Source organism: Dyella sp., from assembly GCF_035508675.1.
Classification (GTDB): Bacteria; Pseudomonadota; Gammaproteobacteria; order Xanthomonadales; family Rhodanobacteraceae; genus Dyella_B.
Window position 1 is genome coordinate 20363 of sequence record NZ_DATJMN010000329.1, and the last position, 15702, is coordinate 36064.

Consider the following 15702-nt stretch of genomic DNA (forward strand, 5'->3'; position numbering starts at 1 on the left):
GCAGCCTACCGGCTCAGATGGCGCATTCGATAGCCTTACCCTCCCGCCAGGAACGCGTCGCCAGTTCCGCCAGCTCCAGCGCCTTGATCCCGTCTTCGATCGTGGTACGCACCGGCGTGCCATTCACCAAGGCATCAAAGAAATGCTCGATTTCCAGCGCGTACGCCGCGCGATAGCGTTCCAGAAAGAACGCCTCCGGCTTGTCGCTGCTGATGGCAGCGCCGCTCCATGCGACGACCTCGGTCGGGCGCACGTTGCCGGCTTGCAACAGGCCTTGGCTGCCCAGCACTTCGAACCGCTGGTCGTAACCGTATGCCGCGCGGCGGGACGTGTTGATCTGGCATAGCGCACCATCGCGCGTGCGCAGCGTGACGGCCGCATGGGAAAGATCGCCCGCGGCGGCGACGTCCGGCATGTTGGGGCAGCCGCCGGTGGCATGCACGCTTACCGCTTCGCCGCCGAGAATCCAGCGGAAGATGTCGAAATCGTGGATCAACATATCCTTGAATACGCCGCCCGAGTGCGCGATGTACGCAGCCGGCGGCGGCGCGGGATCACGACTGGTCACGATCAGCACTTCCGGCTTGCCGATCTCGCCGGCATCCAGGCGTTGTTTCAACGCCGCAAAGGTCGGATCGAAGCGTCGCTGAAAACCGATCATGCAGGTGACAGCGGCCTGCTTGACCGCCTCCGCGCAAGCGCGCGCGCGCGCCACGTCCAGGTCCACCGGCTTCTCGCAGAAGATCGCCTTGCCCGCCGCCGCGGCACGCGTGATCAGGTCTGCATGCGTATCGGTGCTGGAGCCGATCACCACCGCGGCAACGCCGGGGTCGGCCAATGCCTGCTCCAACTCGACCACCGTTGCGCCGTGCCGGGCCGCCAGCGCTTCGGCGGACGGACGGTGCACATCCACCACATAGCGCAGTTGCGCATGCGGATGCCGCGCGAGATTGCCGGCGTGGATCTTGCCAATGCGCCCAGCGCCGAACAGCGCAACGCCCATGCGTTCAGTCATCGTATTCTCCGGCATGAATAGTCTCTTCGACTTTCAGTTCGAGTTCGTATGCCAGCGCCACGAACAGCGCCTGGCACAAACAGATGGTGCTGGTGAGCGCACGAAAGGCAAACGCGCTGCCTTCCTGCACCAGCAGCGTCACGTGCGCCTCCCTTCCCAAAGCGCCCAGCGCACTGTCGGTGATCGCCAATACCTTGGCTTTGTGCTGGTGCGCCACGCGGCTGCAATAGAGTGTTTCCTTGCCATAAGGCGGATAGCTGATGGCGATCAGCACGTCGTTCTTGCCGATGCTGCGGATCTGTTCGCGATACATGCCGCCCAGCCCGCTCACCAGGTGCACGCGCTTGGCGGTGTGCTGCAAGGCATAGGCGATATAGCTGGCGATGCTGAAGGTGCGACGCACCGCCACCACGTAGATGTTTTCGGCCTTGGCCAATACCTCGACGGCTGCCTCAAACTGCTTTGCATCGAAGGATTTCACCAGTTCGTCGAGTCCGTTGCGGCTGGCATCGATAAAGCGCAAGGCCATTTGCGAGGCCGGCAACTGCCCTTCGCCTTCGGCGATCACGCGGCGAATGCGCTGCTGGTAGCTGCGCGCGGGCGTCACCGCCTCGGTGTAATCGCTGCGGAACACCGCCTGCATCTCGCTGAAGCCGGAATAGCCGAAGCGCTGCGCGAAGCGCACCACTGCCGATGGATGCACGTCGCAACCCGCCGCGATCTCGTTGATGCGCTGGACCATGATGTTGGCCCGCTCCCGTTCCAGGTAGCTGGCCACGTTCTGCAGCTGCCGCGGCAGGTTTTCAAAATCTTGCGCTATCCGCTGCAGCAGCCCGTCGACTGCGCCCTGTTTGGCCATGCGAGGCGTCCGTGGGAGGTTCGGCATGCATCCTAACGCCGCTTGGAAAATTATTTCCAGAAATTTCCATTGTGCAATGCAAATTGCAATTGCCGGAACGGCGTTCCTATGCTCCGACTGCGGTGCAGCCATTTCTCCCGGGCCGCACCCTCTCCGGCCAGCGCAGGACGCGGCCCCCACCTTGGAGACGCTATGCGTACACGATGGATCTCGACCTTGCTGGCAGGCATGCTGGCCGCCACCGCGGCGACGGCAGCGATGGCAGCCACCGGGCCGCGCGCCAACGAGCGGTACGTGCTGATCAGCCATGCCGCCGATTCCGACGTGTGGTGGAACACGGTCAAGAACGCGATCAAGCAGGCCGGCGACGATTTCGGCGTGCAGGTCGACTACCGCAACCCGCCCAATGGTGATCTTGCCGACATGGCCCGCCTGGTCGAGCAAGCCGCTGCACGCAATTACGACGGCGTGGCCTTCGACATCGCCGATTTCGATGTGCTGGCCAAGCCCGCCATGCGTGTGACCGCCAAGCGTATCCCGCTGATCACCATCAACTCCGGCACCCAGCAGCAAAGCAAGCAGCTCGGCGCGATCATGCACATCGGCCAGCCGGAATACGAAGCCGGCAAAGCGGCGGGCGAGCGGGCGAAGGCGGCGGGCATCACGTCGTTCGTATGCGTCAATCACAATGCCGCCAACGCTGCGGCGTTCCAGCGCTGCAAGGGCTTTGCCGATGCCATCGGTGTCGATGCACGCACGTCGATGATCGATACCGGTGTGGATCCCACCGTGGTGGAAAACAAGGTCAGCGCGTACCTGCGCAACCATCCCCGCACACAGGCGATTCTCGCGCTCGGCCCCAATTCGGCCGACCCGAGTTTGCAGGCGCTGCAGCGGATGGGGCTGGCCGGCAAGCTCTACTTCGTCACCTTCGATCTTTCCAGCTCCATCATCGATGGCATTCGCAAGGGCATCATCAACTTCGCCATCGATCAACAACCCTACCTGCAGGGCTATATGGCGATCGCCGCGCTGGCGATCGCCCATGAGGACAACACGCGCGATCCGGCCGTGATCATCGCCAAGCTCAAGGCCAATCCGGCGTTCCAGGCGCGCCTAAAGGAGTACGGCCTGAAACCGGTGTACACCAGCCAAGGGGTCAGCTCGGGACCGGCCTTCGTCACCAGGGAAAACGTCGATACGGTGGCCAAGTACGCCGGCCAATATCGGTGAAAGGCCCCCTCACGGAGACGAGCATGAGCAGCACCACGCCCCACCTGCCCCTCACGACCAGCAAGGACAACCCTGCCATGCCGAGCAGAGCCGTGCAGACCGATGAGCGGATACGACGCATTTCACCCTGGCGCAGCTTTATCGGCCGGCCGGAATTCGGCGCCATCGCCGGCACCGTGCTGGTGTTCGTGCTGTTCGGCATCTTTGCCGGCGATTCGGGCATGTTCAATCTCGATGGCGTGATGAACTGGGCCCAGGTGGCGGCGTATCTGGGCATCATCGCAGTGGGTGCCTGCCTGCTGATGATTGCCGGCGAATTCGACCTTTCCATCGGTTCGATGATCGGTTTCGCCGGCATGATGATGGCGGTGCCATCGATGTTCATGGGCTGGCCGATGTGGGCATCGGTGCTGTTCGCCTTCATCGGCTGCATGGCGCTGGGCTGGTTGAACGGCTATCTGGTGGTGCGCACGCGGTTGCCCAGCTTTATCGTCACGCTCGCTTTCATGTTCATCCTGCGCGGGCTCACCTTGGTGTTGTCCACGTATTTCTCCAACAGCACCATCGTCAGCGGCGTCGGCGACAAGGTCGGCAGCGATCCGCTGGTGAGCACGCTGTTCCAGGGCAGCGCGCTGCATGGCCTGTTCACATGGCTGGCGCAGGCGGGCATCATCAGCAAGCTGCCCAATGGCGATCCCATCGTGGCCGGCATTCCCAAGGTCTTGCTGTGGTGGCTGCTGATGGCGGCCGCTGCAGGCTTCGTGCTTTCGCGCACGCGCTTCGGCAATTGGATCTTCACCGTAGGCGGCGATGCGGTAGCCGCGCAGAACGTCGGCGTGCCGGTGCGCCGGGTGAAGATCAGCCTGTTCGTGTTCACCGCGTTCTGCGCCTGCCTGTTCGGTGTGCTGCAGGTAGCCGACGTGGGCTCCGCCGCGGCGGACCGCGGCCTGCAAAAGGAATTCGAAGCGATCATCGCCGCGGTAATTGGCGGCGCGCTGCTGACCGGCGGCTACGGCTCGGTGCTCGGCGCGTGCTTTGGCGCGCTGATCTTCGGCGTGGTGCAGATCGGCATCTCCTACACCAGCTTCGACTCCGACTGGTACCGCGTATTCCTGGGCGCCATGCTGCTGTTGGCGGTGCTGTTCAACCACTACGTGCGCCTGCACGCGACCCGCAGCAAGTGAGGGCATCGCCATGAGCGACGAATACATCCTGCAACTGGAAAACGTCAGCAAGTACTTCGGCACGGTGATCGCCCTGCAGGATGTCACGCTGCGCCTGCGCCGCGGTGAAGTGCACTGCCTGCTGGGCGACAACGGCGCTGGCAAATCCACCTTGATCAAGACGCTGGCGGGCGTGCACGCGCCCAGCGGAGGCCGCTATCTGGTGGAAGGCCATGAGGTGCATTTCCGCTCGCCGCGCGAGGCGCTGGATCGTGGCATCGCCACGGTGTACCAGGACCTGGCGCTGGTGCCGCTGATGAGCGTGGCGCGCAATTTCTTTGCCGGGCGCGAGCCGATGCGCAAGTGGCTCGGCCTGATACCGGTGATGGACGCCGACTACGCCGCGCGCGTCGCCGAAGAAAAACTGGCCGACATGGGCATCCACGTCCGTTCGCCGCACCAGGCCGTGGGCACCATGTCCGGTGGCGAGCGCCAATGCCTGGCGATCGCGCGCGCGATCCATTTCGGTGCAAAGGTATTGATCCTGGACGAGCCCACCGCGGCGCTCGGCGTCAAGCAGAGCTGCAACGTGCTCAAGCTGATCCATACGGCGCGTGCGCGCGGCATCTCGGTGATCTTCATCACCCACAACGTGCATCACGCTTATCCGATCGGCGACAGCTTCACCTTGCTCAATCGCGGGCAATCGATGGGAACGTTTGCCAAAGACGAGATCAGCAAGGAAAGCCTGCTGGACATGATGGCCGGTGGCAGCGAGATCCAGAGCCTGGTGGCGGAGCTGGAGGGGCGGGCGGCATGAAAACCTCCAGTTACGAGATGCAACCCAGCTTGGCGGTGAGCCGCAACCGAACCCCAACTGCACCGCACGCATGGCAACGTTGGGGTTCGCGTGCGCTCACCACCCACCTACGACGCATGCAGGGTACGTCACGCATCCTGATGAGCCTCACACCATGACCGAAGCTCGCTACGACCTGATCTGCCTCGGGCGCCTCGCCGTCGACCTCTACGCGCAGCAAGCCGGCGCGCGCCTGGAAGACGTGACGAGCTTCGCCAAGTACCTGGGCGGCTCGTCCGCCAACGCCGCCTTCGGCGCGGCCCGCCTGGGTTTGCGCACCGCCATGCTGAGCCGCGTCGGCGACGACCACATGGGCCGCTTCCTGCTCGAAACCCTCGCGCGCGAAGGCTGCGATACAAGCAACGTGGGCATCGACCGCGAGCGGCTTACCGCACTGGTGCTGCTGGGCATCAAGGATCGCGACACGTTTCCGCTGATCTTCTACCGCGAGAACTGCGCGGACATGGCGATCGATGAAGCGGACATCGACGAGGATTTCATCGCCTCCAGCCGCGCGCTGGCCATCACCGGCACGCATTTGTCCACGCCGCGCGTGCACGCGGCCAGCAGCAAGGCCTTGGCGTTTGCGCGCAAGCACGGCGTGCGCACGGTGCTGGATATCGACTATCGCCCGGTGCTGTGGGGCCTTACCGGCCGCGGCGACGGCGAGACGCGCTTTATTGCCGACGACGGCGTCACCGCGCACCTGCAGGCCATGCTTCCCCAGTTCGACCTGGTCGTCGGCACGGACGAAGAATTCCATATTGCCGGTGGCGAGCGTGACCTGCTTGGCGCGCTGCGCGCCGTGCGCAGCGTCACCCAGGCGACACTGGTGGTGAAGCGCGGCGCGCTCGGCTGCAGCGTGTTCGAGGCGGCGATTCCCGCCAACCTCGACGAAGCGCTCATCTATCGCGGCACGCGCGTGGAAGTGCTCAACGTGCTCGGCGCGGGCGATGCCTTCATGGCCGGTTTCCTGTACGGCTGGCTGCGCAACGAAGGCATCGAGCGCAGCTGTGCGTATGCGAACGCCTGCGGCGCGATGGTGGTTTCCCGCCACGCCTGCGCCCCGGCCATGCCGAGCCGGGCCGAACTGGAGTATTTCCTGGCTCACGCCGACCGCCTGCAACGGCCGGATCAGGACGAGGAACTGGCGCATCTGCACCGCGTGAGCGTGGCGCGTCCGGTGTGGAACGACCTGCACATCTTCGCCTTCGACCACCGCAGCCAGTTCTACGAGCTGGCCTGCGAATGCAACGCCGACGAATCGCGCCTGCCGCGGCTGAAACAGCTGCTGGTGGAAGCCGTGGCAAAAACCGAGCGCGAACTCGGCCTGCAGCATCGCGTCGGCGTGCTGATCGACCAGCGCTACGGCGAGAATGCACTGCACGCAGCCACCGGGCGCGGCTGGTGGATCGGCCGCCCGGTGGAACTGCCAGGTTCCAATCCGCTGGAATTCGAATACGGCCGCTCGATCGGCAGCCAGTTGCTGCAATGGCCGCGCGAGCACACGGTCAAATGCCTGGTGCAGTTCGATCCGGACGGCGACGCCGAGACGCGGCTCGAACAGGAAACCCAGCTGCATACGCTCTACGCGGCGGTAAAGCAAAGCGGCCACGAGCTGCTGCTGGAAGTGATTCCGCCCGCCAATCCCGCCGGCAGCGGCACGCCCGGCGAGCGCGTGCTGCGTGCGATGAAACGCTTCTACAACCTCGGCATCCGGCCGGAGTGGTGGAAACTCAAACCCCTGCCGGCAGCGGACTGGGCCGCCATCGATGCCTTGATCGGCGAACGCGATCCGTATTGCCGCGGCGTGGTGCTGCTCGGCCTCAATGCACCCTTCGACGAGCTGGCAGAAGGTTTCGCTGCCGCCGCACGCAGCACCAGCTGCCGCGGCTTTGCCGTCGGCCGCAGCCTGTTCTACGAACCGGCGCGGGCGTGGTTGCGCGACGAGATCGACGATGCCGCGCTGGTCGAGCGTGCCGCGCAGCAGTTCGCCCAGCTGGCCGGCATCTGGCAGCAAGCGCGCCATGGTGTGCCGCGTACCAGGGGAGTGGCGGCGTGAGCACGCTACGACTGACCATGTCGCAGGCGCTGGTGCGCCATCTTGCCGCCCAATATGTGCGCGATGAGGAAAGCGGTGAACAGCTGCCGCTGTTCGGTGGCGTGTTCGCCATCTTCGGGCATGGCAACGTGGCGGGACTCGGCGAAGCGCTGTACCAGCACCGCGAGCAGTTGCCGACCTATCGCGCGCACAACGAGCAGGCCATGGCGAACGCGGCCATCGCCTACGCCAAGGCGCACATGCGCCGGCGCATGATGGCGGTGACCAGCTCGATCGGCCCCGGCGCCACCAATCTGCTGACTTCCGCCGCGCTGGCGCACGTGAACCGCCTGCCGGTGCTGCTGTTGCCGGGCGACATCTTCGTGTCGCGCGCACCCGATCCGGTGCTGCAGCAACTGGAAGATTTCGGCGACGGCACCGTCAGCGTCAACGACTGCTTCCGTCCGGTCTCGCGCTACTTCGACCGCATCGTGAAACCGCAGCAGCTGCTCACCGCCCTGCCCCGCGCGATGCATGTGCTGACCGACGCGGCCTTGTGCGGCCCGGTCACCCTCGCGCTACCGCAAGACGTGCAGGCCGAAGCCTTCGATTGGCCGGAAACCTTCTTCGCGCCGCGTGTGCACAGCATTCGCCGGCTGCCGCCGACGCAGGAGGACATCGGCGCCGCGGCTCAAGCGCTGCGACATGCCAAACATCCCGTCTTGATAGCCGGCGGCGGCGCGCTGTATGCACAGGCCAGCGATGCGGTGCGCCGCTTCGCCGACACGCATGGCGTGCCGGTGGCCGAAACCCAGGCCGGCAAGGGCACGCTGTCCTGGCAGCATCCGCTGCAACTCGGCCCGGCAGGCGTGTGCGGTTCCACCGCGGCAAACGAACTGCTGGCCGAGGCGGACGTGGTGCTTGCCGTAGGCACGCGCCTGCAGGATTTCACCACGGGCTCGAACGCGCTGTATCCCGGCGCGCGCGTCATCACGCTCAACGTCAACAGTTATGACGCGCTGAAGGGCGGCGACGTACAGCTGCTGGCCGATGCGCGCCTGGGTCTTGAAGCGCTCTCGTCCGCGCTCGATGGATGGCGCGTGGATGCTGGCTGGAAAAATCGCGCCGAGCAAATCGCGCAGGCCTGGCGCAACACCGTGGACGACATCACGTCGCACCGCGAGCTTGCCCCCGGCACGCTGCCGTATGACGGCGAAATCATCGGCGCCGTGCAACGCTCGCACCCTGATTCCGCGCGTCACGACATCGTCGTCTGCGCTGCCGGCACCTTGCCGGCCGAGCTGGAAAAACTGTGGCGCACCGACACACCTGGCGGCTACCACATGGAATACGGCTACTCCTGCATGGGCTACGAGATCGCCGGCGGCCTGGGCGTGAAGATGGCCAAGCCCGAGTGCGAGGTGATCGTGATGCTGGGCGACGGCAGTTATCTGATGCTCAATTCGGAAATCGCCACCTCGGTGATGCTGGGCCTGAAACTGATCATCGTAGTGCTGGACAACCGCGGTTTCGGCTGCATCAACCGCCTGCAGCAAGCCTGCGGCGGCGCGCCGTTCAACAACATGCTCGACGATTGCCTGCAAGGCGCCGATGGCGCACCGGCGATTGATTTCGCCACGCATGCACGCTCCATGGGCGCACACGCCGAACACGTGCACAGCATTGCCGAACTCGAACAGGCGCTCGCACGGGCACGCGCATCGACGCGCACCTACCTGATTGCCATCGACACCGACCATCGCCGCACCACCGAAGTCGGCGGCGCGTGGTGGGAGGTCGCGGTGCCGGAAGTCTCCGCGCGCGACGCCGTGAAGGACGCGCGGCGCGCCTACGAAACCGCCAAGCAGCAGCAACGCCCCTTTCCAGGCCAGCCCCATGACGCATGACCGTTTCGACGTGAAGATCGGCATCAACCCGATCGGCTGGAGCAACGACGACCTGCCCTCGCTGGGCGGCGAAACGCCGTTGTCCACCGCACTGAGCGAAGGCCGCGAGATCGGCTACCAAGGTTTCGAGCTCGGCAACAAGTTTCCCCGCGATCCGGCGGAGCTGCGCCAATTGATGGCGGGCTACGGGCTGGAGGTGGTATCCGGCTGGTACTCCGGACGCCTTGCGGCGCGCTCAGTGGATGAGGAAATCGCCGCAGTGATGCCGCATCTTCGCCTGCTCGCCGAGAACGGTTGCAAGGTGATGGTGTATGGCGAAGTGGCCGATGCGATCCAGGGCGAACACCGCACGCCGCTGTACAAGCGGCCACGTTTCCGCGACGAGGATGCGTTCAGGCGTTACGGCGAACGGCTCACCGCATTTGGCCGGCACCTGCTCGGCCACGGCGTGCGGCTCGCCTATCACCATCACATGGGCGCCTACGTGGAAGCGCCAGACGACATCGACCGCCTGATGGCCGCCACCGGCGATGAGGTCGGCCTGCTGTTCGACAGCGGCCACGCGTACTTCGGCGGCGGCGATCCGGTGGCGATCCTGCGCAAGCACATCGACCGCGTCTGCCATGTGCATTGCAAGGACGTGCGGCCGGCGATCGTGCGGCACGCGCGCAATCGGCAGTGGAGCTTTCTCGACGCGGTGTTGAACGGCGTGTTCACCGTGCCTGGCGATGGCGCGATCGATTTCGCTTCGATCGTCGATATCCTGCGCAGCCATGCTTATCGCGGCTGGCTGGTGGTGGAGGCCGAGCAGGATCCCGCGCTGGCGCCGAGCTATGCCTATGCACAGAAGGGCTATCGCACCTTGCGTGCGCTGGTGGATGGCACACCGCTGAAGGAGGTGGCATGAGCTTGCTGGTCAAAGGTCACGCGCAAGGGCGGGACATCGTCACGGTGACGCCTGCATCCGCCGGCTGGAAACACGTCGGCTTTGCAGCCTTTCGCCTTGCCGCGGGCGAAACGCTGCCAATCATATTGCCGGCGGATCGCGAAGGCTGCCTGGTGGTGCTTGCCGGCCATGCCGATATCCGCGCGGGGGATCAATCCTTCGACCAGCTCGGCGGCCGCGCGAGCGTATTCGACGAGCGCTCACCCGATGCCGTCTACGCGCCGCCCGGCACGCTGCTGCATGTCCTTGCACATGGTGCGGTGGAACTGGCGCTGGCCAGCGCACCGGCCAAAGGAAAATATCCCGTGCGCCTGCTATCAGGCGCGCAGATGCAGCGCTCCGTGCGCGGCAAGGGCACCAATACCCGCTATGTCTGCGACATCCTGCCGGAAACCGAAGCTGCCGAATCGCTGCTGGTGGTGGAAGTGCTGACACCTGCCGCGCATTCCTCCAGCTATCCGCCGCACAAGCACGACACCGATGCCCTGCCGCAGGAAAGCGCGCTGGAGGAAACCTATTACCACCGCATCGACCCGCCGCAGGGCTTTGCCTTCCAGCGCGTGTACACCGACGCGCGCGACCTGGACGAATCGATGGCGGTGGGCGACCACGACGTCGTGATGGTGCCGCGGGGCTATCACCCGGTCGTGATGCCGCACGGCTACCGCGGCTATTACCTCAACGTGATGGCCGGCCCGCAACGCGCGTGGCATTTCAAGAACGACCCGGCGCACGACTGGCTGATGCAGCGCTGAAACATCCCGAGGATCAACCGATGTCCGCACACGCTTCCCCACTGACCGCACCGCAAGCCATCGGCCATTACATCGGCGGCCGCCAGCATGCCGGCCGCGGCGCCAGCATCCCCTCCTACAACCCTGCCACGGGCGACGTGATCGGCGCGGTGGCGATGGCCACGCCTGCCGAGGTGGATGCCGCGGTGAAAGCTGCCGCAGAGGCATTCCATGACTGGTCGCAGACCTCGCCATTGAAGCGTGCGCGCGTGATGTTCCGCTTCAAGGAACTGATCGAGCGCGACATGGACAAGCTCGCCGCCGTCATCACGCGCGAACATGGCAAGGTGTTGTCCGACGCCAAGGGCGAACTGATGCGCGGCCTGGAAGTGGTGGAGTACGCCTGCGGCATTCCGGAGCTGCTGAAAGGCGAATACACCGAACAGATCGGCAACGACATCGACGCCTGGACCATGCGCCAGCCGCTGGGCGTCTGCGCGGGCATCACGCCGTTCAATTTCCCAGCCATGGTGCCGATGTGGATGTTCCCGATGGCGCTGGCCTGCGGCAACAGCTTCGTGCTGAAGCCCTCCGAACGCGATCCATCTGCATCGTTGATGCTGGCCGAACTGCTGCAGGAAGCCGGCTTGCCGGACGGTGTCTTCAACGTGGTGCAAGGCGACAAGGGCGCGGTGGATGCACTGCTGGATCATCCCGGCATTCGCGCAGTGAGCTTCGTGGGCTCTACGCCGATTGCCGAATACATCTACGCACGCGGCACTGCCGCTGGCAAGCGCGTGCAGGCGCTGGGCGGCGCGAAGAATCACATGATCGTGATGCCGGATGCGGATATCGAGAAGGCCGCGGATGCACTCGTCGGCGCCGGCTACGGCGCGGCGGGCGAACGCTGCATGGCGATCTCGGTGGCCGTGGCGGTGGGCGACGCCACTGCGGACCAACTGGTCGCCAAGCTCGCGCCGAAGGTGCGTGCCCTGCGCATCGGCAACGGCGTGGACGCACAGGTGGAGATGGGGCCGGTGATCACCGCCCAGCATCGCGACAAGATCACCGCTTATATCGAAGACGGCCTCGCCGCCGGCGCCGAGCTTGTCGTCGACGGACGCGGCCACCGCGTGGCAGGTTGCGAGCAAGGCTTTTTCCTGGGCGGCAGCTTGTTCGATCGCGTGCGCCCGGACATGCGCATTTATCGCGAGGAAATTTTCGGCCCGGTGCTGTGCGTGGTACGCGTGCCGGATTTCGCGGCGGCGCTCAAGCTGGTCGACGAGCACGAATACGGCAATGGCACCGCCATCTTCACCCGCGACGGCCATGTGGCGCGCGAATTCGCGCATCGCGTGCAGGTGGGCATGATCGGCATCAACGTGCCCATTCCCGTGCCGATGGCGTTCCATAGTTTTGGCGGCTGGAAGAAGAGCCTGTTCGGCGACCATCACGCGCACGGTCCCGAAGGCGTGCGCTTCTATACCCGGCAGAAGGCGGTGACGCAGCGCTGGCTGGCGAGTGACGGCAGCCGCGGACCGGAGTTTGCGATGCCTACGCATTGAGTGACTTTTGCAAAATCTCTCCCACCGTCATTGCGCCATTGGATGAGAGGCTTGATGCTCGCGGTGATCGACTCCCTCCCCTGCGGCAGCAGGGGAGGGTTGGGGCAATGCTCCGAACTTAAGCCAGAATCGAAGCGTGTACCTCTCGCTCGCCAGGATACTTCCCCTCCCCTGCGAAGTAGGGGAGGGCTAGGGTGGGGTGCGAGCGCAGCGAGCGGCAGGATCCCAATTGCTTCAATACATCTCATCAGGACATTCAGCTGCATGCTAACGCCCAAGCAACCCCACCCCAGCCCTCCCCTGCTTGCAGGGGAGGGTGCAGATCTCCGCGAACAACAAGCTCCTTGGCTTAAGTTGGTGCCATTAGGCTTAAGTTCGGAGCATTGAGGGTTGGGGTGGGGTTGCTTGAGCTTTAGCGTTCAACCGAATCTCAACTTAGTTTCCGATTGCATTGGTGGTGATGGCGGTTCCGCCGCTCGCTACCCTCGCACCCCACCCCTACTTCGCAGGGGAGGGGACACATCCGGGCGAGCAACAAACATCAGCCATCACTTACACCACAAATAGCCTGCTTTTTCGTATCTGTCTGAAAGACACGACACCAACAACACCGAGAAAATCGATTCCACCTATCACTAGCTGGAGTCCGCAATGGAAATGCCTGCTCGCTCGAAGAAAGCGCCTGCCGCCCGCGTTTTGACCGCCCTGCTGGGACTCGCCGCCGCACCGGCTTTCGCCGCCGACGATTCACCGTATCTGTTCGGCGACTGGAACGGCGAACGCACCCGCCTCGCCGAAAAAGGCATCCGCTTCGATTTCGGCTACACCGGCGAAGCCGCGCACAACGCCAGCGGCGGCACGCGACACACCACGCGCTATGCGGACCAATGGGTGTTCGGCAGCACGCTCGACCTGGACAAGCTGTGGGGCTGGCATGGCGGCGAATTCCAGCTCGTGGTCACCAACCGCAACGGCCGCAACCTCAGCGACGATGCGAACCTGGGCGTGTATCAACAGGTGCAGGAAGTGTACGGCCGCGGCCAGACCTGGTTGCTCACCGTGTTCGCGCTGAAACAGCAACTCTTCGACGGCAAGCTCGAATGGCGCGTAGGCCGCCTGCCGGTGGGCACCGATTTCGACAGCCTGCCGTGCGATTTTCAGAACCTCACTTTCTGCGGCTCCCAGCCCGGCAATATCGTCGGCGATTACTGGATCAACTGGCCGGTGAGCCAATGGGCCACCACGCTGAAATGGAACACCACCGATCAGACCTACGTAAGGCTCGGCGCGTACCAGCTCAACCCGCGCTATGTGGACAACACCTGGGCGCGCGCCAACGGCTGGAAACTCAACTTCCCCGACGGCACCACCGGCGTGCTGCTGCCGTTCGAGTTCGGCTGGACACCCACCCTCAACGGTTTGCCGGGCAGCTACAAACTCGGCGGCTGGTACAACAACGCGGGCGGCGAACACCTGTATTACGACCGCAACCATCAACCGATCGCCCTCACCGGCGAAGCGCCGCTCACGGAAAGCGCGCGGCGTGGCGGCTACATCGCGCTGCAGCAGCAAATCACCGGCGAAGCCGGCGGCAAGGGCTTGAGCCTGTTCTTCAACGGCACCATGGCCGACAGCAGCACCTCCGCGGTCGATCGACAGTTCGCGCTGGGCGCGATGCTCAACGGCCCGTTCAACCGCAGCAAGGACCGGATCGGCGTGGCCGTCGGCACCACGCACGGCAGCAACGAACTGGTGCGCTATGCGCGGCTGTACAACCAGCTCAACGCCGATGCACCCATGCCGGTGGCGGATACCTACGAATTGGCCTCTGAAGTGTTCTACGACTGGTATCCGATTCCTTCGCTGAGCGTGCGGCCGAACCTGCAGTATGTGGTCAACCCCGGCGGCAGCACGCAAAACCGCAATGCCTTCGTGCTCGGCCTGAAGACCAGCGTCGCGTTCTGATGCAAAAAGGCAGGGCTGCCGCAACAGCCCTGCCCTGCTTCGATGTGCTTCCATGCATGGCAACGTTGGGGTTCGCTTGCGCTCACCGCCACGCTACGCGCTATTGCGCATTCAACTTCACCTCACCCAGCACGAACGAGGTTTCGTTGCCGTGGGTGCCTTTCTGCGTACCGGTGAACTTCAAGGTGAAGGTCTTGCCGATCAATGAGCTGACATTCACCGAATAGCTCGTGTACCCCGAATTGGCGTTGAGGTTGGAATACGTGGCGAGCGTAGTGGTGGTGCTACCGCTGACGGCCTGCACGGTCAGCGTATCGATGGCCGACGACGAGGTCTGCGTGGTGTCGATGTGCAGCTGATAGGTCAAAGTGGCCGTGCTATGCCCGGACGGAATGCTCACGGACTGCGACAGCGTATCCGTATGCGCCGACGTGTAGCCATCCAGCCACATGAACCAGCTGCCGGTATACGGGCTTTCGCCGGTGCAGTAATCCGAGCTGCTGCTGTTGCTGCTGCAGAGCACACCCGAGCTTGCCGTCCATGAGGTGCCATTGGTGAAGTCCGGGTTGGCGATCACCTGCACCGATCCACCGCCACTGCTGCTCACCGTCACTTGCTGGCTGGTGCTGTTGGTGGCGCCGGTGCTGTCGGTCACCTTCAGGGTTACGGTGTACGTACCGGCCGTGGTGTAGGTGTGGCTGGGGCTGGCGCTGGTCGAGGTGCCGCCGTCGCCGAAGGTCCAGGCGTACGCATTGATGGTGCCGCCGCTGTCCGTGGACGTGTTGGTGAAGTTCACCGTCAGGCCGCTCACGCTGTCGGTAAAGCTCGCCACGGGGTTGCCGCCCGTACTGCCACCGCCGCCATTGGCCACACTGGCCAGCTGATTGACCACCGTGCTGCCCCAGCCAGTGGTGTAGTCCCAACCGGTGGCGGCATTCTCGCCACTGTTGTTGCCGGAGGTCACGTCATGGAAGGCGGCCGCGTAATTGCTCGACGACGATTGCGCCGCCTGGTAGATCACCGGCGCGGCGAAGCCCAGGCTGGTGCCGTCGGCTTGCAGCACGCGTGCCCACATGCCCACGGCCAGCGGCGCGGCCAGGCTGGTGCCGCCGATCTGCTGGTTGGCCTGGCCATCCACGTAGACCAGTGCGCCACTGACGGGGCTGGCGTCGAAGGCGATGTCAGGCACGCCGCGATAGGTCTGGTTGGTAATGCCGGCAACACCTTTCTGCCAGCTCGGGATCGGCTCGAACGTGCTGGGACTGCCGCCCGTGGCGCCTTCGTTCGAGCTGAGGTTGTTCCACACCGTTTCGTTGTTCCAGGTGGTGCCGGTGGTGTACAGCTCCGTACCGCCCACGGCGGTCACGTACTGCGAACTTGCCGGCCAACTCGGCACAACACCGCCGGTGCCGCAT

Annotated in this window: 13 protein-coding genes; 10 read left to right on the forward strand and 3 right to left on the reverse strand. The window is 64.6% G+C overall.

The window, feature by feature from the left end:
- Window positions 1-13 precede the first annotated feature (13 nt).
- Window positions 14-1015, reverse strand: coding sequence for an inositol 2-dehydrogenase (iolG, locus tag VMA74_RS17555; protein ID WP_325369308.1), 1002 nt, complete (start codon window positions 1013-1015; stop codon window positions 14-16).
- On the reverse strand, window positions 1008-1874 hold the full coding sequence (locus VMA74_RS17560; protein ID WP_325369310.1) for a MurR/RpiR family transcriptional regulator: 867 nt from the start codon (window positions 1872-1874) through the stop codon (window positions 1008-1010). The genes iolG and VMA74_RS17560 overlap by 8 nt, the downstream gene beginning before the upstream one ends.
- A gap of 192 nt (window positions 1875-2066) precedes the next feature.
- Here VMA74_RS17560 and VMA74_RS17565 point away from each other — a divergent pair, with 192 nt between their 5' ends.
- The 10 genes from VMA74_RS17565 (at window position 2067) to VMA74_RS17610 (ending at window position 14287) form a co-directional block, all read left to right on the forward strand.
- On the forward strand, window positions 2067-3107 hold the full coding sequence (locus VMA74_RS17565; protein ID WP_325369312.1) for a sugar ABC transporter substrate-binding protein: 1041 nt from the start codon (window positions 2067-2069) through the stop codon (window positions 3105-3107).
- Between the two features lie 23 nt (window positions 3108-3130).
- A complete protein-coding gene (locus VMA74_RS17570) occupies window positions 3131-4291 on the forward strand; it encodes an ABC transporter permease (protein WP_325369314.1) in 1161 nt (386 codons plus the stop codon).
- A gap of 10 nt (window positions 4292-4301) precedes the next feature.
- Window positions 4302-5090: an ATP-binding cassette domain-containing protein gene (locus VMA74_RS17575; RefSeq protein WP_325369316.1), complete on the forward strand. Its 789-nt coding sequence runs from the start codon at window positions 4302-4304 to the stop codon at window positions 5088-5090.
- Window positions 5087-5248 carry a hypothetical protein gene (locus VMA74_RS17580; RefSeq protein ID WP_325369318.1) on the forward strand — a complete coding sequence of 54 codons (162 nt, stop codon included), beginning with the start codon at window positions 5087-5089 and terminating at the stop codon, window positions 5246-5248. Before VMA74_RS17575 ends, VMA74_RS17580 begins: the two co-directional genes overlap by 4 nt.
- The gene (locus tag VMA74_RS17585; RefSeq protein WP_325369320.1) at window positions 5245-7191 is read left to right on the forward strand and encodes a bifunctional 5-dehydro-2-deoxygluconokinase/5-dehydro-2-deoxyphosphogluconate aldolase; all 1947 of its coding nucleotides are present in this window, start codon (window positions 5245-5247) and stop codon (window positions 7189-7191) included. The genes VMA74_RS17580 and VMA74_RS17585 overlap by 4 nt, the downstream gene beginning before the upstream one ends.
- Window positions 7188-9077 carry a 3D-(3,5/4)-trihydroxycyclohexane-1,2-dione acylhydrolase (decyclizing) gene (iolD, locus tag VMA74_RS17590; protein WP_325369322.1) on the forward strand — a complete coding sequence of 630 codons (1890 nt, stop codon included), beginning with the start codon at window positions 7188-7190 and terminating at the stop codon, window positions 9075-9077. Before VMA74_RS17585 ends, iolD begins: the two co-directional genes overlap by 4 nt.
- Window positions 9067-9984, forward strand: coding sequence for a myo-inosose-2 dehydratase (gene iolE, locus VMA74_RS17595; protein ID WP_325369324.1), 918 nt, complete (start codon window positions 9067-9069; stop codon window positions 9982-9984). The genes iolD and iolE overlap by 11 nt, the downstream gene beginning before the upstream one ends.
- Window positions 9981-10778, forward strand: coding sequence for a 5-deoxy-glucuronate isomerase (gene iolB / locus VMA74_RS17600; protein ID WP_325369326.1), 798 nt, complete (start codon window positions 9981-9983; stop codon window positions 10776-10778). Before iolE ends, iolB begins: the two co-directional genes overlap by 4 nt.
- A gap of 20 nt (window positions 10779-10798) precedes the next feature.
- Window positions 10799-12322, forward strand: coding sequence for a CoA-acylating methylmalonate-semialdehyde dehydrogenase (locus tag VMA74_RS17605; protein WP_325369328.1), 1524 nt, complete (start codon window positions 10799-10801; stop codon window positions 12320-12322).
- A gap of 651 nt (window positions 12323-12973) precedes the next feature.
- Window positions 12974-14287 carry a carbohydrate porin gene (locus tag VMA74_RS17610; protein ID WP_325369330.1) on the forward strand — a complete coding sequence of 438 codons (1314 nt, stop codon included), beginning with the start codon at window positions 12974-12976 and terminating at the stop codon, window positions 14285-14287.
- Between the two features lie 100 nt (window positions 14288-14387).
- Here the strand turns inward: VMA74_RS17610 and VMA74_RS17615 are convergent.
- Window positions 14388-15702: PKD domain-containing protein (locus tag VMA74_RS17615; RefSeq protein WP_325369332.1), on the reverse strand; the 1315-nt coding region annotated here is incomplete at its 5' end.